This is a genomic window from Streptomyces sp. NPDC001890 (assembly GCF_042891445.1).
Classification (GTDB): Bacteria; Actinomycetota; Actinomycetes; order Streptomycetales; family Streptomycetaceae; genus Streptomyces.
Map to the genome: position 1 here is coordinate 838296 of NZ_JBIATE010000001.1, position 18922 is coordinate 857217.

At 71.3% G+C, this 18922-nt stretch carries 13 protein-coding genes and 1 pseudogene; 10 read left to right on the forward strand and 4 right to left on the reverse strand.

The genetic code is table 11. The features are described from left to right. Positions 1 to 123 precede the first annotated feature (123 nt). Positions 124 to 945 carry a putative protein N(5)-glutamine methyltransferase gene (locus tag ACFYY1_RS03680; RefSeq protein WP_388580300.1) on the forward strand — a complete coding sequence of 274 codons (822 nt, stop codon included), beginning with the start codon at positions 124 to 126 and terminating at the stop codon, positions 943 to 945. Here ACFYY1_RS03680 and ACFYY1_RS03685 read toward each other — a convergent pair. Then, on the reverse strand, positions 938 to 1450 hold the full coding sequence (locus ACFYY1_RS03685) for a pyridoxamine 5'-phosphate oxidase family protein (protein WP_388580302.1): 513 nt from the start codon (positions 1448 to 1450) through the stop codon (positions 938 to 940). The genes ACFYY1_RS03680 and ACFYY1_RS03685 overlap by 8 nt on opposite strands. Before the next feature lie 135 nt (positions 1451 to 1585). On the opposite strand from ACFYY1_RS03685, the gene ACFYY1_RS03690 reads away from it, so the two are divergent. Continuing rightward, entirely contained in the window at positions 1586 to 4576 is a 2991-nt protein-coding gene (locus ACFYY1_RS03690) for a bifunctional [glutamine synthetase] adenylyltransferase/[glutamine synthetase]-adenylyl-L-tyrosine phosphorylase (RefSeq protein WP_388580305.1), read from the forward strand. A 63-nt stretch (positions 4577 to 4639) separates the two neighbouring features. Here the strand turns inward: ACFYY1_RS03690 and ACFYY1_RS03695 are convergent, their stop codons facing one another. Further along, a complete protein-coding gene (locus ACFYY1_RS03695; protein WP_388580307.1) occupies positions 4640 to 5254 on the reverse strand; it encodes a TetR/AcrR family transcriptional regulator C-terminal domain-containing protein in 615 nt (204 codons plus the stop codon). Between the two features lie 142 nt (positions 5255 to 5396). On the opposite strand from ACFYY1_RS03695, the gene ACFYY1_RS03700 reads away from it, so the two are divergent. Continuing rightward, a complete protein-coding gene (locus ACFYY1_RS03700; RefSeq protein ID WP_388580310.1) occupies positions 5397 to 6890 on the forward strand; it encodes an APC family permease in 1494 nt (497 codons plus the stop codon). An 11-nt stretch (positions 6891 to 6901) separates the two neighbouring features. Next, a complete protein-coding gene (locus ACFYY1_RS03705; RefSeq protein WP_388580313.1) occupies positions 6902 to 8500 on the forward strand; it encodes an amidohydrolase in 1599 nt (532 codons plus the stop codon). 30 nt (positions 8501 to 8530) lie between these two features. Here the strand turns inward: ACFYY1_RS03705 and ACFYY1_RS03710 are convergent, their stop codons facing one another. Then, the gene (locus tag ACFYY1_RS03710; RefSeq protein ID WP_388580314.1) at positions 8531 to 9475 is read right to left on the reverse strand and encodes a phosphatase PAP2 family protein; all 945 of its coding nucleotides are present in this window, start codon (positions 9473 to 9475) and stop codon (positions 8531 to 8533) included. A gap of 152 nt (positions 9476 to 9627) precedes the next feature. Then, positions 9628 to 10665 (reverse strand): LacI family DNA-binding transcriptional regulator, encoded by a 1038-nt coding sequence (locus ACFYY1_RS03715; protein ID WP_388580316.1) that lies wholly within the window; start codon positions 10663 to 10665, stop codon positions 9628 to 9630. Between the two features lie 359 nt (positions 10666 to 11024). Here ACFYY1_RS03715 and ACFYY1_RS03720 point away from each other — a divergent pair, with 359 nt between their 5' ends. From ACFYY1_RS03720 to ACFYY1_RS03745, 6 genes and pseudogenes are all read left to right on the forward strand, one after another. Further along, positions 11025 to 12299 (forward strand): extracellular solute-binding protein, encoded by a 1275-nt coding sequence (locus ACFYY1_RS03720; protein WP_388580318.1) that lies wholly within the window; start codon positions 11025 to 11027, stop codon positions 12297 to 12299. Positions 12300 to 12318: 19 nt separating this feature from the next. Further along, positions 12319 to 13338: a carbohydrate ABC transporter permease gene (locus ACFYY1_RS03725; RefSeq protein WP_388580321.1), complete on the forward strand. Its 1020-nt coding sequence runs from the start codon at positions 12319 to 12321 to the stop codon at positions 13336 to 13338. Beyond that, positions 13335 to 14207: a carbohydrate ABC transporter permease gene (locus ACFYY1_RS03730; RefSeq protein WP_356090310.1), complete on the forward strand. Its 873-nt coding sequence runs from the start codon at positions 13335 to 13337 to the stop codon at positions 14205 to 14207. Before ACFYY1_RS03725 ends, ACFYY1_RS03730 begins: the two co-directional genes overlap by 4 nt. Positions 14208 to 14308: 101 nt before the next feature. Further along, entirely contained in the window at positions 14309 to 16036 is a 1728-nt protein-coding gene (locus tag ACFYY1_RS03735) for an alpha-amylase family glycosyl hydrolase (protein WP_388580324.1), read from the forward strand. Beyond that, positions 16021 to 17079: a LacI family DNA-binding transcriptional regulator gene (locus ACFYY1_RS03740; RefSeq protein ID WP_388580326.1), complete on the forward strand. Its 1059-nt coding sequence runs from the start codon at positions 16021 to 16023 to the stop codon at positions 17077 to 17079. The genes ACFYY1_RS03735 and ACFYY1_RS03740 overlap by 16 nt, the downstream gene beginning before the upstream one ends. A 416-nt stretch (positions 17080 to 17495) precedes the next feature. Further along, a pseudogene (locus tag ACFYY1_RS03745) lies at positions 17496 to 18884 on the forward strand (alpha-amylase family protein); the annotation flags it as partial. Between the last annotated feature and the right edge of the window lie 38 nt (positions 18885 to 18922).

Consider the following 18922-nt stretch of genomic DNA (forward strand, 5'->3'; position numbering starts at 1 on the left):
CGACCAAGGAGGTGAGACCCATCAACGCTGTATCAGGCTGGGTGCTCAGCTCCCGCGAACGCGTCGTCGACCCGGCATAGTCGACCGCGGAGCGCCCATCGGCTTTCCCGAAAGGCTCCGCTCATGTCGGTCACCGCTGCACCGCTCACCCGCTCCGCCATCGTTCCCGCGCTCCGCGCCGCCGGCTGTGTCTTCGCCGAGGACGAGGCGGAACTGATCCTCGCCACCGCCACCGGCCCCGCCGCGATCACGGCCATGGTCGAACGGCGGGTCGCCGGACTCCCCCTGGAACACGTCCTGGGCTGGGCCGAGTTCGACGGCCTGCGGATCGCCGTCGACCCCGGCGTCTTCGTACCCCGCCGCCGCACCGAGTTCCTGGTCCGGCAGGCCGCCGCACTCACCGGCCCCGGAGCGGTCGTCGTCGACCTGTGCTGCGGCTCGGGAGCCCTCGGCGCCGCGCTCGCCGCGACGCTGGGCCGGGCCGAACTCCATGCCGCGGACGTCGAACCCGCCGCGGTGCGGTGCGCCCGCCGCAACATCGGAGCCGCGGGCGAGGTGTACGAGGGCGACCTCTTCGAGCCGCTGCCCGCCTCGCTGCGCGGCCGGGTGGAGATCCTGCTCGCCAACGTGCCGTACGTTCCCACGGACGACGTCGAACTGCTCCCCCCGGAGGCCCGTATCCATGAACCACGGGTGGCGCTCGACGGCGGCGCGGACGGCCTCGACGTCCTGCGCCGGGTCGCCGCCGAGGCCCCGCGGTGGCTGGCACCGGGCGGGCATCTGCTGGTCGAGACGAGCGAGCGGCAGGCGGCACGGGCCGAGGCGACCGTCGCCCGCAGCGGCCTGATCCCGCGCGTGGTCACCTCCGACGAGCTGTACGCGACCGTCGTCATCGCGACCAGACCCGGCCCGGACGCCCCGTCCGCGAGCGACACGGTCAGCTGAACCGCCACCGGGTCTGACTGAAACGGGCGCCCTTGCCGAAGCCGAAGGCCTTGCGGGGGCGCACCTGGAACACCAGCGCCGTATGGCCCGAGTGCGCGAAGGCGCCCTCCCGGACGTCGAAGTGCCACTCCGGGCCGTACTTCGCCTCCCAGACCGTGGCCAGCAGACTCAGCCGGCCCTCGTCCGTCACCCGTTCCGCCCTGCCCTCGACCACCACGTCCAGCCCCTCCGACATGGTGTTGGTCCCGGTGGTCAGCACCACCTCGGGGTTGGCGGCCAGATTGCGGGCCTTGCGTTCCTCGGCGCCGGTGGCGAAGTGCAGCGCGCCGTCCGCCCACACCCCGATCAGCGGAGTGACGTGCGGGCGGCCGTCCGGGCGGACCGTGGACAGCCAGTACAGCTCCGCCCCGGTCAGCAGGTCCCTGGCCGTCGACCACGGGCAGGCCGTCGCGTCCTTGTCGCTGTAGTCGCCGTCCAGCTCGGCGTAGGGTTCGAATCCGGACATGAGGGCCTCCCCGGTCTGCTCCTGGGAATGATCGTGCCCGCGAAATGCCGACCGCGCACCCGCTTCGGAACACTCGGAGCAGGGCTAGGCTCGGGAGGCTGGATCGATGTGTGGGCGGCGAGCGGGAGAGCACGAATGACGACGGTGCCGGGGCGAAGGAGCAGCACGTTCACCCGACTGCTGCGGCACGGCTTCACCGACCCCTCCGCCGCCGAGCGGCTGCTCGACCTGCCCGATCTGTCGTCCGTACGCTCCGATCCGGTGCTGCTCGAAGCGCTCGGCGCGACCGCCGACCCGGATCTGGCGCTGAACGGGCTCGTCCGGCTGGTGGAGGCCGAGGAGGCGGACGAACGGCAGGTCCTGCTGGACACGCTCATCACCGCCAAACCGCTGCGGGACCGGCTGCTCGGGGTGCTCGGCGCGTCCGAGGCGCTCGGCGACCACCTCGCCCGTCACCCCCGCGACTGGCAGGCCCTGGTCACCTACGAGGCATCCGACCTCCACCCCGGCGTGGCCGAGTTCGAGCAGGGGCTCGCCGGGGCCGACGACCCGGACTCGCTGCGCGTCTCCTACCGCCGGTGCCTGCTGTCGATAGCGGCCCGCGACGTGTGCGGCACGACGGACGTCGCCGAGGCCGCCGCCGAGCTCGCCGACCTGGCCACCGCGACCCTGCGGGCGGCGCTCGCCATCGCCCGTACGGCGGCGCCCGCCGACGCCGCCCGCTGCCGGCTCGCCGTCATCGCGATGGGCAAGTGCGGCGGGCACGAGCTGAACTACGTCTCCGACGTCGACGTCATCTTCGTCGCGGAACCGGTCGACGGCTACGAGGAGAGCGAGGCCGTGCCGGCCGCCACCAGGCTGGCCGCGCACATGATGCGGATCTGCTCCGACACGACCGTCGAGGGCACCATCTGGCCCGTCGACGCCAACCTCCGCCCCGAGGGCCGCAACGGCCCCCTGGTGCGGACCCTCTCCTCGCACCTCGCGTACTACCAGCGCTGGGCCAAGACCTGGGAGTTCCAGGCGCTGCTGAAGGCCCGGCCGGTGGCCGGCGACCCCGAGCTCGGCGCGGAGTACGTCGAGGCCGTCTCGCCGCTCGTGTGGCAGGCCGCGGACCGCGAGAACTTCGTCCCCGACGTGCAGAAGATGCGCCGCCGCGTCGTCGACAACATCCCCGCCGACCGCGTCGACCGCGAGATCAAGCTCGGCCCCGGTGGCCTGCGGGACGTCGAATTCGCCGTACAGCTCCTCCAGTTGGTGCACGGCCGCAGCGACACCACCCTGCGCAGCGGCACCACGCTGGAGGCCCTGCGCGCACTCGCCGAGGGCGGCTACGTGGGGCGGGTGGACGCCGCGCAACTGGACGACGCCTACCGCTTCCTGCGCGCCATGGAGCACCGCATCCAGCTCTACCGGCTGCGCCGCACCCACCTCGTCCCGGAGGACGCGTCGGACCTGCGGCGGATCGGCCGCTCCCTCGGGATGCGCACGGACCCGATCACCGAACTCAACCAGGCATGGAAGCGGCACGCCTCCGTGGTGCGGCGGCTGCACGAGAAGCTGTTCTACCGGCCGCTGCTCGACGCCGTCGCCCAGCTCGCGCCCGGCGAGTCCCGGCTCAGCGCGAAGGCGGCCGCGCACCGGCTCGAAGCGCTCGGCTACGCGGATCCGGCCGCCGCGCTCCGGCACCTGGAGGCGCTGTCGTCCGGGGTGTCCCGCAAGGCCGCCATCCAGCGCACCCTGCTGCCGGTGCTGCTCGGCTGGTTCGCGGACTCCGCTGATCCGGACGCCGGGCTGCTCGGCTTCCGCAAGGTGTCCGACGCGCTCGGCAAGACCCCCTGGTACCTGCGGCTGCTGCGGGACGAGGGCGCCGCGGCGGAGAACCTCGCCCGGGTCCTGTCGGCCGGCCGGCTCGCCCCCGACCTGCTGCTGCGGGCTCCGGAGGCGGTGGCGCTGCTCGGCGACCCGCAGGGGCTGCGGCCGCGCACCCGGGAGAACCTGGAGCAGGAGGTGCTGGCCGCGGTGGGGCGCGCGGACGACGCCGAGACCGCGGTCGCGGTGGTGCGCGGGGTGCGGCGGCGCGAGCTGTTCAGGACCACGGCCGCCGACCTCATCGGCTCGTACGGCACGGAGGACAGGCCCGCCGAGGAGGACCCGGGGGCGCTGGTCGACCGGGTCGGCAACGCGGTCACCGACCTGAACGCCGTCACGATCGCGGGCGCCCAGCGCGCCGCCGTGCGCGAACAGTGGGGCGACACCCTGCCCACCCGGTTCGCGGTCATCGGCATGGGCCGGTTCGGCGGCCACGAGCTCGGCTACGGCTCCGACGCCGATGTGCTGTTCGTCCACGCGCCGCGCGAGGGGGTCGACGAGCAGGAGGCGGGCCGGGCCGCGAACGCGGTGGTCGCCGAGATGCGCCGGCTGCTCCAACTGCCCACCGCCGACCCGCCGTTGATCATCGACGCGGATCTGCGCCCGGAGGGCAGGAGCGGGCCGCTGGTGCGTTCGCTGGCGTCGTACGAGGCGTACTACCGGCGCTGGTCCCTGGTCTGGGAGAGCCAGGCGCTGCTGCGCGCCGAACCGGTCGCGGGTGACGCCGAACTCGGCCGTGAGTTCATCGAGCTGATCGATCCGCTGCGCTATCCCATGGAGGGCCTGGGGGAGGACGCGGTCCGTGAGATCCGGCGGCTGAAGGCCCGGATGGAGTCCGAGCGGCTGCCGCGCGGCGCCGACCCGACGCTCCACACCAAGCTGGGGCGCGGCGGGCTGAGCGATGTCGAGTGGACCGTCCAGCTGATGCAGATGCAGCACGGCTGGGTGGAGCCGGGGCTGCGCACGACCCGCACCCGCGAGGCACTGGCCGCGGCCTGCGCGGCGGAGCTGATCTCCGGCGAGGACGCGGCCACCCTGGACGAGGCATGGGTGCTGGCGACCCGGGTGCGCAACGCGGTGATGCTGGTACGCGGCCGGCCGGGCGACACCTTCCCGTCGGGTCCGCGTGAACTCACCGCGGTCGGGCGGTACCTGGGGTACGAGCCGGGGCACGTCGGGGACATGCTGGACGACTACCGGCGGATCACCCGGCGGGCGCGGGCGGTGATGGAGGAGCGGTTCTACGGGGCGTGAGGTGAGGGCGTGAGACGGGGGATGTGCGGCGAGGCGTGAGACGGGGCGCGTGGGCCCTCCCCGTCACGCCTCCTTCGCGTCCAGCAGCGCGCGGGCGTGCCCGATGAACGCGCCCAGCGCCAGCTCGAACGCCGCGTCCGCCCGCCCCGTGCCCACCGCGGCCAGCGCCTCGGCGAGGCGGGGTGTCGTGGTGTCGTCCGGGAGCTCCCACATCGTCTCCGGGGCCGCCAGGTCCAGCGCCGAACCCAGCACCAGGTTCTCCAGCGCGGTGATCACCGTCATCACCTCGGCCATCGCGAAGCCGACACCCAGCAGCAGCCGGACCGCCCGCTCGTAGTGGTCCAGGACCTTCGGGGCGCGCACCGGTGACGTCATCAGCAGCGGGATCGCGCGCGGGTGGGCGGCGAACGCGGCACGGTAGGAGCGGGCCCAGGCCGTCATGGCCGCGTCCCAGGGCTCCACGTCGAGGGTCGCGGAGTCGATCGCGGCGCACACCCGTTCCCGGACGAGCTCGACGACGCCGCTTCTTCCGTCCACATGGTGGTAGAGCGACCCGGTCTGCACCCCGAGCCGCCGGGCTATCTGCGGGACGCTGAACTCGCCCTGCTCGTCGATGAGTTCGAGTGCCGTGCTGGTTATGCGCTCCCGGTCCAGCAGCGGTGTGCGTGGCCGCCCCATGACTGGTTCTCCTGACGTGTGTCCACCGGAAGGTCTTCCCGGATGCCCGTGGGTGAGGCTACATTGCGCCAAACCGAAAGCCTTTAGATTTTCGGTCGCCGGTCCCTGCTCCCCGCCAGTCGCAGAAGGGCTCCCCTTTCGCATGGATGCGCCAACCCTCAGAAAAGGCACCCTCGGCACCGCCGACATCGCCTTCTTCGTCATCTCGGCGGCCGCCCCGCTCACGGTGATGGCCGGAGTCGCCCCCATAGCCATCATGCTCGGCGGCATCGGAGCCCCGGTCGGCTATCTGCTGGCCGGGGTGACCCTCGCGATATTCGCCATCGGGTTCACCACCATGAGCCGCCACGTCCGCAGCGGCGGCGCGTTCTACGCCTACATCACCCAGGGCCTCGGCCGCCCCGTCGGCATCGCCTCCGCCCTGATCGCGATGCTCGGCTACAACGGCATGGAGATCGGCGTCTACGGGCTGCTCGGCTCCACCACCGCCGACACCGCCAAGGCCCTGTGGGGCATCGACATCCCCTGGCTGCCGATCTCCCTCGCCGGGCTGCTGCTCGTCTGGTACGGCGGCTTCCGCTCCATCGACTTCGGCGCCAAGGTCCTCGGGGTGCTGCTCGTCGCCGAGACCGGCATCCTCGTACTGCTCGCCGGCGGAGTGCTCCTGGACGGCGGGGCCGACGGGATCTCGTTCGCCTCCTTCACCCCGGGCAATGTCCTCGTACCCGGCACGGCGGCCGTGCTGGCCTGCGCGTTCGCCGCCTTCACCGGCTTCGAGTCCACGGTCATCTACCGGCGCGAGGCACGGAACCCGGACCGCACCGTCCCCCGCGCCACCTACATCGCCGTCGCGTTCCTCGGGCTGTTCTACTCGTTCATCGTCTGGGCCGTCATCCAGGCGTTCGGTGACGCGGACGTCGTCCGGTCGGCCACCACCGACCCCGGCGGACTCTTCTTCTCCGCCATCACCCACTACGTCGGCTCCTGGGCCGCGGACCTGATGCACATCCTGATCGTCACCAGCGTCCTCGCCTCGCTGCTCGCCTTCCACAACGCCATCAACCGGTACGGACTCGCGCTCTCCGAGGAAGGGGTGCTGCCCACGTCCCTGGGCCGCATCCACCCCCGCCACCGTTCCCCCTACGTGGCCGGGCTCGCCCAGATCGCCCTCGGAGCCGTGATCGTCATCGGCTTCGCGGCGGCCGGCGCCGACCCGTACGCGCAGCTGCTGCTCTGGGTCAACACTCCGGGAATGCTCGGCCTGATGCTGCTCCAGCTGCTCGCCGCGATCGCCGTACCGCTGTTCTTCCGCCGGTTCGCGCACGGCGAGGGCAGATTCCGTACCGTCGTCGCGCCGGTCGTCGCCGCCGTGCTGCTGGCAGCCGCGATCTTCCTGGTCACGGACCACGTCGACCTGTTCTCCGGCGCCTCGACCGGGGTGAACATCGTGCTCGTCTCGCTGGTGCCCGCGGTCTTCCTGATCGGACTGGCCCTCGCGTACCGGCTGAAGCGCGACAGGCCCGAGGTGTACGCCCGTTTCGCGGCCGAGCCGTCGTCGGCACCGTCACCGTCGTCGCCACCGTCGCAGGAGCCCGGGGCCGAGGCCGCCCCCGCCACTGCCGTCACCACCGTCTAAGGAGCCCCACCGTGCCCGCAGCCGACCTCCTCCTCACCGGAGCCCGTGTCCGCACCCTCGACCCGGCCCGGCCGGATGCCACCGCCGTGGCGGTCAAGGACGGGGTGATCACCGCCGTCGGCGACGAGGCCGGGCTGCGCGAGTGGCGCGGCTACGGCACCGAGCACATCGACCTGTCCGGGGCCACCCTCACGCCCGGCCTGGTCGACGCGCACAGCCACCCCGTCTGGGGGCTGGAGATGGCCACCGGCACCGACCTCACCGCCGTCCGTGACCTCGACCAGCTGCGCGCCGCCCTGGCCGCGGCCGAACGGACCGAGGGCTGGATCGTCGCCTGGGGCCTGGACCACAACGCCTTCGGCGGCCGGCCCGTCGACCGGGCCCTGATCGAGGACGCCATCGGCGGCGCCCCCGCCTTCATCCGGCTCTACGACGGGCACTCCGCCCTGGTCAGCGGCGCGGCCCTGGAGCGCGCCGGGATCACCGGGCCGCGCACCTTCGTCCAGCGCTCCACCGTCGTCTGCGACCCCGACGGCCGCCCCACCGGGCATCTGGTCGAGCACGCCGCGATGGACCTGGTCGGCGAACGGCTGCCCAGGCCCTCGTACGCCGAGCGCCGCACCCGCCTCGTGGAGCTGCTCTCCGCCATGGCCGCCACCGGTCTCACCGGGGCCCATGTGATGGACCTCGCCGACGGCTCCGTGCCCGGGCTGCTGGCCGCCGTGGAGGAGGAGACGGACCTGCCGGTACGGCTGCGGCTGGCCCCCTGGTGCATGCCGGGCGCCGACAAGGAGGCCCTGGACGAGCTGGTGCGCGTACAGGGCGAGGCGGGCCGGCTCTGGCGCGTCGGCGGCGTCAAGTTCTTCATGGACGGCACCGTCGAGGGCGGCACCGCCTGGCTGGAGCACGCCGACTGCCACGGGGAGGGCACCGAGGCGTTCTGGCCGGACCCCGAGGCGTACACCGCCGCCGTCCACCACCTGCACCACGCCGGGGTGCGCACCGCCACCCACGCCATCGGGGACGCCGCCGTGCGGCATGTGCTGGACACGGTCCAGGCGCTGGGGGAGGGCGGCCGGCTCCGCCACCGCATCGAGCACATCGAGACCGTGCCCGGCGCCCTGGCCACCCGGTTCGCAGAGCTCGGGGTGATCGCCTCGATGCAGCCCACGCACACCGCGTACACCCGGGCCGACCACAGCGACGAGTGGTCCAGGCGGCTCGGCGACGAGCGGGCCGGACGGGCCTGGCGCTGCCGGGACCTGCGCGACGCCGGGGCGTACCTGGCGCTGGGCTCCGACTGGCCGATCGCCCACTACGACGTACGGCAGGTGCTGGCCACGGCGCGGCTGCGGCGGCTGCCCGGGGCGTACGACACCGAGCCGGTCACCGCCGAGCAGGCGCTGACCGGGCTGATGGCGCTGGAGGGCTGCACCTCGCACGCGGCGGTCGCCGCCGGGGAGCAGCAGGTCGCGGGCCGGATCGCGGTGGGCCACCGGGCCGATCTGACGGCGTTCGGCGTGGACCCGGTGGCGGCACCGGCGGACGAGCTGGGCGAGGCGCCGGTGCGGCTGACGGTGTGCGGGGGGCGCGTGGCGCACCGGGGCTGAGGCGGCGGGGCCCTGGCGGCGGGCGCGGCCTCAGCGGCGGCCCGCCGCCGCGTCCGCCGCCGGGCGCCGGGTCGGCAGCGGCGCCGCCGCGGCGAGGCCCGCCAGCCGGGCCTGCTGGCGCGGTGGCGCCACCCGCCTGGGCAGATGGTGCGGCAGCGAGCCGTACCAGGCGTACGAGACGGCGCAGCCGAAGGCGAGGCACGCCATGCCGCCCAGCGCGTCCAGCCAGAAGTGGTTGGCGGTCGCCACGATGACGACCAGGGTGAGCGCCGGGTAGAGCAGGGCCAGGATCCGTGCCCAGGGCGCGGAGGTCAGCGCGAAGACGGTCAGACCGCACCAGAGCGACCAGCCGATGTGCATCGACGGCATCGCCGCGTACTGGTTCGACATGTTCTTGAAGTTGCCCGAGGCCATCGAACCCCAGGTGTGATGGACCAGCACGGTGTCGATGAAGTGGCTGCCGTTCATCAGACGGGGCGGTGCCAGCGGATACAGGTAGTACCCCAGCAGCGCCACACCCGTGGTCGCGAACAGGGCGAGCCGGGCCGCCGCGTAACGGCCGGGGTGGCAGCGGAACAGCCACACCAGCACACAGACGGTGACGACGAAGTGCAGTGTCGCGTAGTAGTAGTTCATCGAGACGATCAGCCATGTCAGGGAATTCACCGCATGGTTGACCGTCTGCTCCACGGCGATGCCCAGGTGGTTCTCGGCCGACCAGATCCGCTCGGCGTTGCGCAGCGCCTCGGCCCGCTGTTCCGGGACGGCGTTGCGCACCAGTGAGTACACCCAGTAACTGGCCGCGACGAGCAGGATTTCGAACCAGATGCGTGGGCGGCGGGGGGAGCGCAGGGAACGCAGTCCCGCCGGGCCGCCGGAACGCCGTCCGGTGTCCCGCTCCGGGTTCGCCGCAGGGGCCGCCTCGTCCACGATGGGTGACGGGGTGGCCCTCGAACGGCCTGACTTCGGTGTCACGCTCAATTCACCCATAGGCACAGAGTCTGTCAGAAATTGCCCCTCCGCCCGATCATCCTCCGGTCGGGTCCGGGCTGCACATCAGTGCGTGGTGGAGCGTCCGGGCGCGCGGGGGAGTGCGCGCCAGGAGCGGGCGTGGGATCCTGGGGCGGTCAGGCGGTGGCGGTCGGAGCGGGCCCGGGGCCGGCTGCCGTTGAACCGCGAACGACCAGTTCGGGCATGAAGACGAACTCGCTGTGCGGGGCGGGCGTGCCGCCGATCTCCTCCAGGAGCGTGCGCACGGCGGCCTGACCCATCGCCGTCACCGGCTGACGGATCGTCGTCAGCGGCGGATCGGTGAACGCTATGAGCGGCGAATCGTCGTAACCGACCACCGACAGATCGCGCGGCACCTGCATCGACAGCCGCCGGGCGGCCCGGATCGCGCCGAGCGCCATCATGTCGCTCGCGCACACCACCGCCGTGCAGCCCCGCTCCATGAGCGCCGACGCCGCGGCCTGTCCACCCTCAAGGGTGAACAGCGAATGCTGGATCAGTTCCTCCACCGCGTCCGGCGCGAGGCCCAACTGGTCCCGCATCGTGGCGTGGAAGCCCTCGATCTTGCGCAGGACCGGCACGAACCGCTTCGGGCCGACCGCCAGCCCGATCCGCTGATGGCCCAGCGACACCAGATGCGTCACCGCGAGCCGCATCGCGGCCCGGTCGTCCGGCGAGATGAACGGCGCCTGGACCTTGGGCGAGAAGCCGTTGACCAGGACGAACGGGACACCCTTGACGCGCAGTTGCTCATAGCGCTGCATGTCGGCCGAGGTGTCGGCGTGCAGACCGGAGACGAAGATGATGCCCGAGACGCCGCGGTCGACCAGCATCTCGGTCAACTCGTCCTCGGTGGAGCCGCCGGGGGTCTGGGTGGCCAGTACCGGCGTGTAGCCCTGCCGCGTCAGTGCCTGGCCGATGACCTGGGCCAGGGCGGGGAAGATGGGGTTCTCCAGCTCGGGCGTGATCAGCCCGACCAGTCCCGCGCTGCGCCGGCGCAGGCGTACGGGCCGTTCGTAGCCGAGGACGTCGAGCGCGGCGAGGACGGATTCACGGGTGGCCGCTGCAACACCGGGCTTGCCGTTCAGTACACGGCTGACCGTCGCTTCGCTGACACCCGCCTGAGTTGCGATATCGGCAAGCCGTGCGGTCATGGAAGTGGACTGTACCGGGCGTATGTCGGATTGCCCACCATGGGCATGAACCGGACGAGTGCCCCCGTGCGCCGGTTCTCGGTGGTTTACCGGCAACATCTTGCAAGGACTTGCGAGCACGGCTTGCGGGCCCCGGTCGGATCGTCGCACCGCATGGCCTCAGGGGCTGTGGCCTGCTGCTGCCAGGGCGCGATGCCACGCGTCAAGGGTCTTGACGGCAACCGTGAGGACACGCGAATGTAACGATCGTCGGCGCTTGCAGAAATCTTCCGCAAACTCTTTCGGCGTTCTTTCATCCTTGTTACGTTCTCGTCGACCCGGCGCCGCGACGGAGCGGTACGGCAGTTGAAGGAGTTCAGATGCGACGTGGCATAACGGCCACCGCCCTGGTCGCGGCCCTGGCGCTCGCGGCGACCGCCTGCGGCAGCGACAACGAGTCCGAGGGCACGAGCAAGAGCTCGGGCGAACTCGCCGGCACCGTGACGTGGTGGGACACCTCCACCGCGGGCAGCGAGGACAAGGTCTTCAAGAAGATCGCCGAGGACTTCACCAAGAAGCACCCGAAGGTCAAGGTCAAGTACGTCAACGTCCCCTTCGGCGACGCGCAGAACAAGTTCAAGAACGCCGCGCAGTCCGGCTCCGACGCCCCCGACGTCATCCGCTCCGAGGTCGCCTGGACCCCCGAGTTCGCCGACCTCGGCTACCTGGCGCCGCTCGACGGGACCGCCGCGCTGAAGAACTCGGACGACTTCCTCAAGCAGGCCGCCGCGTCCACCAAGTACAAGGACAAGACGTACGCGGTGCCGCAGGTCATCGACTCCATGGGCATCTTCTACAACAAGAAGATCTTCAAGGAGGCCGGCGTCGAGGTTCCCAAGAGCGTCGACGAGCTGAAGACCGTCTCCAAGAAGATCAAGGACAAGACCGGCAAGACCGGTATGTACCTGCGCGGCGACGACGCGTACTGGTTCCTGTCCTTCCTGTACGGCGAGGGCGGCGACATGGTCGACGCCTCCACCAAGTCCGTCACCATCGACAACCCCGCGGGCGTCAAGGCGATGAAGGTCGTCAAGGACCTCGTCGACTCCGGGGCCGCCAAGACCGATGCCACGGACGGCTGGGAGAACATGCAGGCGTCCTTCAAGGACGGCAAGGTCGCCATGATGATCAACGGCCCGTGGGCCGTCGCCGACACCTACGCCGGCAAGGAGTTCAAGGACAAGGCCAACCTGGGCATCGCCCCGGTCCCGGCCGGCTCCGCCGCCCAGGGCGCCCCGCAGGGCGGCCACAACCTGGCCGTCTACGCGGGCTCCAAGAACCTCGACGCCTCCTACGCCTTCGTCGACTACATGACGTCGGCCGAGACCCAGGCCAAGGTCACCAAGGAGCTGAGCCTCCTGCCGACCCGCACCTCCGCCTACGCCCGCCCGGACGTCGTCGACAACGAGATCGTCGGCTTCTTCAAGCCCGTCGTCGAGACCGCCGTCGAGCGCCCCTGGATCCCCGAGACCGGCAGCCTCTTCGCCCCGCTCGTCACCGAGTACACCAAGGTCCTCACCGGCCAGACCACGCCGGAGAAGGCCACGAAGACGACCGGCGACTCCTACCGCAAGCTCCTCAAGGGCTGGAAGTAACAGGAAGGCAGGCCGGCTGATGGCTGTCCACACCGGCCAGTCGGTGGCGAAGGCCGCGGGTGACGACGTCGTCGCCCGCGGCCGGAGCCGCGGTACTGGCAACCCCCCGCCGCCGGGCAGGCTCCGGCGGGCCCTGTCGACCCACTGGTACGCCTGGACCATGGTCGCCCCGGTCGTCGTCGTGATCGGCGTGATCATCGGTTATCCGCTGGTCCGCGGCATCTACCTGTCGATGACCGACGCCAACGAGCGCAACGTCGAACGGTCCATCGGTGTCAACCACATGCCCGCCACGTACGAGTTCGTGGGCCTGGACAACTACACCGAAGCCCTCACCGGCGACCAGTTCCTCGGCACGCTCGGCTGGACCCTGGTGTGGACGGTCTCCTGCGTGGCCATCACCTTCTGCCTCGGCATGGCCCTCGCCAACATCCTCAACCGCAGGATCGCGGGCCGCTCCGCCTACCGGATGGCGCTCATCCTGCCCTGGGCCATCCCCGGCTTCGTCTCCGTCTTCGCCTGGCGCTTCCTCTACAACGAGGACCGCGGGCTGCTCAACAAGATCCTCTCCGGCGGCGGGATCGACGCCGTCCCGTGGCTGAACGACCCGACCTGGGCGAAGTTCTCCGTCATCGCCGTCAACGTCTGGCTCGGCGTCCCGTTCATGATGGTCGCCCTGCTCGGCGGACTGCAGTCGATCCCCAGCGAGCACTACGAGGCCGCCGAGATGGACGGCGCCACCGCCTGGCAGCGGTTCCGCCACATCACGCTGCCGGGGCTGCGGCCGGTCTCCACCACGGTGATCCTGCTCTCCACCATCTGGACCTTCAACATGTTCCCGGTGATCTTCCTGCTGACCCGCGGCGGACCCGGCGAGGCCACCCAGATCCTGGTCACCCAGGCGTACAAGTTCTCCTTCGAGATCAGCCCGCGCGACTTCGCGCAGTCCTCCACCTGGGGCGTACTGATCCTCGTACTCCTGCTGATCTTCGCCGCCGTCTACCGGCGAGTCCTGCGCACCCAGGGAGACGACTGGTGACCACCACCGCACCCACCCCCACCGCGCCGCCCAAGGTCCGGCTGCGCGGGGAGCGTTCGCCGCTGGCCTCCGCCGGCCTGCACCTGACGCTCGTCGTCGCGTCCGTGATCGCCGTCTTCCCCGTGCTGTGGGTCCTGCTCACCTCGCTGAAGCCCGCCGCGTACGCCACCACCACGGACTTCTTCAAAGAGACGACGTTCGACAACTACACGAACCTGATCCAGAACACGAAGTTCCTCACCTGGTTCGGCAACTCCCTGCTCATCGCGGGACTCACCACGCTCCTCGGCGTCATCGTCTCCGCCTCCACCGGCTACGCCGTCAGCCGCTTCCGCTTCCCCGGCAAGCGCGGACTGATGTGGACGCTGCTGATCACCCAGATGTTCCCGGTCGCCGTCCTCATCGTGCCGATCTACAACATCATGGCGGGCATGGGGCTGCTGAATCAGCCCGCCGGTCTCGTCATCACCTACCTCACCATCTCGGTGCCGTTCTGCGCCTGGATGATGAAGGGCTTCTTCGACACCATCCCGCGCGAGATCGACGAGTCGGGGCAGGTCGACGGCCTCACCCCGTTCGGCACGTTCTGGCGGCTGATCCTGCCGCTCGCCAAGCCCGGCCTCGCCGTCACGGCGTTCTACTCCTTCATCACCGCCTGGGGCGAGGTGGCGTACGCCTCCGCCTTCATGGTCGGCGAGGACAACCTCACCCTCGCGGGCGGACTCCAGCTCTTCGTCAACCAGTACGGAGCCCAGTGGGGGCCGATGACCGCCGCGTCCGTGCTCATCGCGATACCCGCGGCCCTGGTCTTCCTGTTCGCGCAGAAGCACCTCGTGACCGGCATGTCCGCCGGAGCCGTCAAGGGCTGAGCCCACGACGGCAGCACGCCCCGCACGCACCAGTCACGGCGGCCGCCGGAATCCCGACCCGGACCCGGCGCCGCTCCCCACCCAGACACCCCAGGGACGACATGACCCAGCACCTCGCTGCCCCCTCCACCGGCACGTCCGGCGCCGCTGCGGCCCACCAGACCGGCTGGTGGCAGGACGCGGTGATCTACCAGGTCTATCCGCGGAGCTTCGCCGACGGCAACGGCGACGGCATGGGCGATCTCGCAGGCGTACGCGGCAGACTCCCCTACCTCAAGAGCCTCGGCGTCGACGCGGTCTGGCTCAGCCCCTTCTACTCCTCCCCGCAGGCGGACGCCGGCTACGACGTCGCCGACTACCGTGCCATCGACCCGATGTTCGGCACCCTGCTGGACGCCGACGGGCTGATCCGGGACGCCCACGACCTGGGCCTGCGGATCATCGTGGACCTGGTGCCCAACCACTCGTCGGACCGGCACGAGTGGTTCCGGCGCGCCCTCGCCGAGGGCCCCGGCTCCGCCCTGCGCGATCGCTACCACTTCCGCCCCGGCAAGGGCGCGGCCGGCGAACTGCCGCCCAACGACTGGGAGTCCGTCTTCGGCGGCCCCGCCTGGACCCGCACCACCGACCCGGACGGCACCCCGGGCGACTGGTACCTCCACCTCTTCGCGCCCGAGCAGCCCGACTTCAACTGGGAACACCCGGCCGTCGCCGACGAGTTCCGCTCCATCCTGCGCTACTGGCTCGACATGGGCGTCGACGGCTTCCGGGTCGACGTCGCCCACGGCCTCGTCAAGGCCGAGGGCCTGCCCGACCTCGGCAGCCACGACCAGCTCAAGCTGCTCGGCAACGACGTCATGCCCTTCTTCGACCAGGACGGGGTGCACGAGATCTACCGCTCCTGGCGCACCATCCTCGACGAGTACCCCGACACCATGGGGCCCGAAGGGCCTTCGCCGGAAGGGCGGCGGCGGGCGACGGGCGGGCGTGTCGCGGTCGCCGAGGCCTGGACCCCCACTGTCGAGCGCACCGCCAACTACGTGCGCCCCGACGAGATGCACCAGGCGTTCAACTTCCAGTACCTCTCCACCTCCTGGGACGCCGCCGAGCTCCGCGAGGTGATCGACACCTCGCTCGACGCGATGCGCCCGGTCGGCGCCCCCACCACCTGGGTGCTCTCCAACCACGACGTGACCCGGCACGCCACCCGGTTCGCCAACCCGCCCGGCCTCGGCACCCAGATCCGCACCCCCGGCGACCGCGAGCTGGGCCTGCGCCGGGCCCGCGCCGCCACCCTGCTGATGCTGGCCCTGCCCGGCTCCGCCTACGTCTACCAGGGCGAGGAGCTCGGCCTGCCCGACGTCACCGACCTGCCCGACGAGGTCCGCCAGGACCCCTCGTTCTTCCGCGCCGAGGGCCAGGACGGCTTCCGCGACGGCTGCCGGGTGCCGATCCCGTGGACCCGCGAGGGCAGCTCCTACGGCTTCGGCAGCGGCGGCAGCTGGCTGCCGCAGCCCACGGGCTGGGGCGAGCTCTCCGTGGAGGCGCAGACTGGCGTGGCGGGCTCCACCCTGGAGCTGTACCGGGCCGCGATCGCCGCCCGCCGGGCCCACCCGGGGCTCGGCGCCGGAACCTCGGTGGAGTGGCTCCAGGCCCCCGAGGGGCTGCTGATCTTCGCCCGCCCCGGCTTCGTCTGCACCGTCAACATGACGGACCGCCCGGTACGCATCCCCGTGCGCGGCACCGTCCTGCTGTCCAGCGCCCCGGTCGTCACCGACGGCGCCGGGATCGAGCTGCCCGCGGACACAACGGTGTGGTGGACGGTGTGACCGTCCCTTTGCCCAGAGCCGGCGGCACGCTCAGGCTCTCGGACATCGCCGGCCAGGCAGCGGTCAGCGAGGCGACCGTCAGCCGGGTGCTCAACGGGAAACCGGGCGTCTCGGAGACCACCCGCCAGCGGGTGCTCGCGGCGCTGGACATCCTGGGCTACGAACGTCCCGTACGGCTGCGGCAGCGCAGCGCCGGGCTGATCGGACTGGTGACGCCCGAACTCACCAACCCGATCTTCCCGGCGTTCGCGCAGTCCGTCGAGCAGGTGCTGGCCGGGCACGGCTACACCCCGGTGCTCTGCACCCAGATGCCCGGCGGTGCCACCGAGGACGAACTCGTCGAGCAGCTCGTGGAGCGCGGCGTCGGCGGGATCGTCTTCATCTCCGGGCTGCACGCCGACATGTCGGCCGACCCGGCCAGGTACGCCGCGCTCACCGAGCGCGGCGTGCCGTTCGTCCTGATCAACGGCTACAACGAACGGATCAGCGCGCCGTTCGTCTCGCCCGACGACGCCGCCGCCGTGCGGATGGCCGTCGGGCACCTCGCCGAACTCGGCCACAGCAGGGTCGGTCTGGCGATCGGGCCGCAGCGTTATGTGCCGGCCCGCCGCAAGCGCGAGGGGTTCGTCGACGCCGCCGTGAACCTGCTGGGAATGGACCGCGCCGAGGCCGAACTCCTCGTCTGCCCCACGCTGTTCAGCGTCGAGGGCGGCCAGGTGGCGGCGGGCGCGCTGCTCGACCAGGGGTGTACGGGCATCGTCTGCGGCAGCGACCTGATGGCGCTGGGCGTGGTGCGTGCGGCCAGGGAGCGCGGGCTCGCTGTGCCGCGCGACGTGTCGGTGGTGGGTTTCGACGACTCGCAGCTGATCGCGTTCACCGATCCGCCGCTGACGACGGTGCGCCAGCCGGTCCAGGCGATGGCCGCGGCGGCGGTGGGCGCCCTGCTGGAGGAGATCGGCGGCAGCCCGGTGCAGCGCACGGAGTACGTGTTCCAGCCGGAGCTGGTGGTACGGGGATCCACCGCGGCGCTCCGGGGCGACTGAGGCGACCGGGAGGCCCGGGGGCCGGGCGTACAGGAGAGGCACCGGGAGCCGGCCCGGAATGGGCCTGCGGGGAGTGAGCGACTCCGGGTGCCTCTCTTGCCCGTGACCGGCCCGGCCGGCCGGGCGCGTGGGGTCCGGGGTCGCCGGAACCCCCGGCCGACCGGACCGGAGTCGGGAGAAACGTAACAGCGCTGCAATGTTTTGCGTAAGTCCTTGCAGGAAGAAAACTGCTGGATTTCGTGGATGTGAGCGGGTGGTGTCCAAAGGGTTGACCGGAACCTGAGGGACTCGTACGGTCTGCGCTGCGGCAAGGTTTGCATTCTTGCAGCAAGAACCTTCAGGAGCCTTGAGGGCAGGGCGCGTTGCCACGTGAGGCTGCACCGTCACCCGCATTTCCCCCCACAGCAGGAGGAAACATGGCACGCAGACCACTGTCCGCGGCGCTCGCCCTGGCAGCAGGCGCCGCCGTCCTCATATCCCCGACCGCGACCGCCAGTGCCGCCGCCCCCGGCGACAAGGACGTCACCGCGGTCCTCTTCGAGTGGAAGTTCGACTCGGTGGCCAAGGCGTGCACGGACACGCTCGGCCCGGCCGGCTACGGCTACGTACAGGTCTCGCCGCCCCAGGAGCACATCCAGGGCGGCCAGTGGTGGACCTCGTACCAGCCCGTCAGCTACCGGATCGCCGGACGGCTCGGCGACCGGGCCTCCTTCGCGGCCATGGTCAGCACCTGCCACGCCGCCGGCGTCAAGGTCGTCGCGGACTCCGTCATCAACCACATGTCGGCCGGCTCGGGCACCGGCACCGGCGGCTCCTCGTACACCAAGTACGACTACCCCGGCGTGTACTCCGCCGCCGACATGGACGACTGCACCGCACAGATCAGCAACTACCAGGACCGCGCCAACGTCCAGAACTGCGAACTCGTCGGCCTCGCCGACCTGGACACCGGCGAGGACTACGTGCGCGGCCGGATCGCCGCCTACCTCGACGACCTGCTCTCCCTGGGCGTCGACGGCCTGCGCATCGACGCCGCCAAGCACATGCCCGCCGCCGACCTGGCGGACATCAAGTCGCGGCTGAGCAACCCGGGCGTCTACTGGAAGCAGGAGGCGATCCACGGCGCGGGCGAGGCCGTCCAGCCCGACGAGTACACCGGCACCGGGGACGTCCAGGAATTCCGCTACGCCCGAAGCCTCAAGCAGGTCTTCAACAACGAGAACCTCGCCTATCTGAAGAACTACGGCGAGGGCTGGGGCTTCATGCCCTCGTCGAAGGCAGCGGTCTTCGTCGACAACCACGACACCGAGCGCGGCGGCGACACGCTGAACTACAAGGACGGCGCGAACTACACCCTCGCCAGTGTCTTCATGCTGGCCTGGCCGTACGGCTCGCCCGACGTCCACTCCGGCTACGAGTGGTCCGACAAGGACGCGGGTCCGCCGGGCGGCGGCACGGTGAACGCCTGTTACAGCGACGGCTGGAAGTGCCAGCACGCCTGGCGCGAGATCTCCTCCATGGTCGGCTTCCGCAACACCGCGCGCGGCGAGTCCGTCAGCGACTGGTGGGACAACGGCGGCGACCGGATCGCCTTCGGCCGCGGCTCCAAGGCGTACGTCGTGATCAACCACGAGAGCTCCTCGCTGACCCGTACGTTCCAGACCTCGCTGCCCGCCGGCGACTACTGCGACATCCAGTCCGGGAACGGCGTCACGGTGAACGGCTCGGGCCAGTTCACCGCGACGCTCGGCGCCGACACAGCGCTGGCGCTCCAGGTGAACGCCCGTAGCTGCGCGGCCACCGGCTGACAGCGGCGACCGGGGGCGGGGCGGGGTCCGCTCCG

Coding starts and splice junctions, on each gene's coding strand:
- ACFYY1_RS03680 (WP_388580300.1), top strand. CDS start 124: ATGTCGGTCACCGCTGCACCGCTCACCCGCTCCGCCATCGTTCCCGCG.
- ACFYY1_RS03685 (WP_388580302.1), bottom strand. CDS start 1,450: ATGTCCGGATTCGAACCCTACGCCGAGCTGGACGGCGACTACAGCGAC.
- ACFYY1_RS03690 (WP_388580305.1), top strand. CDS start 1,586: ATGACGACGGTGCCGGGGCGAAGGAGCAGCACGTTCACCCGACTGCTG.
- ACFYY1_RS03695 (WP_388580307.1), bottom strand. CDS start 5,254: ATGGGGCGGCCACGCACACCGCTGCTGGACCGGGAGCGCATAACCAGC.
- ACFYY1_RS03700 (WP_388580310.1), top strand. CDS start 5,397: ATGGATGCGCCAACCCTCAGAAAAGGCACCCTCGGCACCGCCGACATC.
- ACFYY1_RS03715 (WP_388580316.1), bottom strand. CDS start 10,665: ATGACCGCACGGCTTGCCGATATCGCAACTCAGGCGGGTGTCAGCGAA.
- ACFYY1_RS03720 (WP_388580318.1), top strand. CDS start 11,025: ATGCGACGTGGCATAACGGCCACCGCCCTGGTCGCGGCCCTGGCGCTC.
- ACFYY1_RS03725 (WP_388580321.1), top strand. CDS start 12,319: ATGGCTGTCCACACCGGCCAGTCGGTGGCGAAGGCCGCGGGTGACGAC.
- ACFYY1_RS03735 (WP_388580324.1), top strand. CDS start 14,309: ATGACCCAGCACCTCGCTGCCCCCTCCACCGGCACGTCCGGCGCCGCT.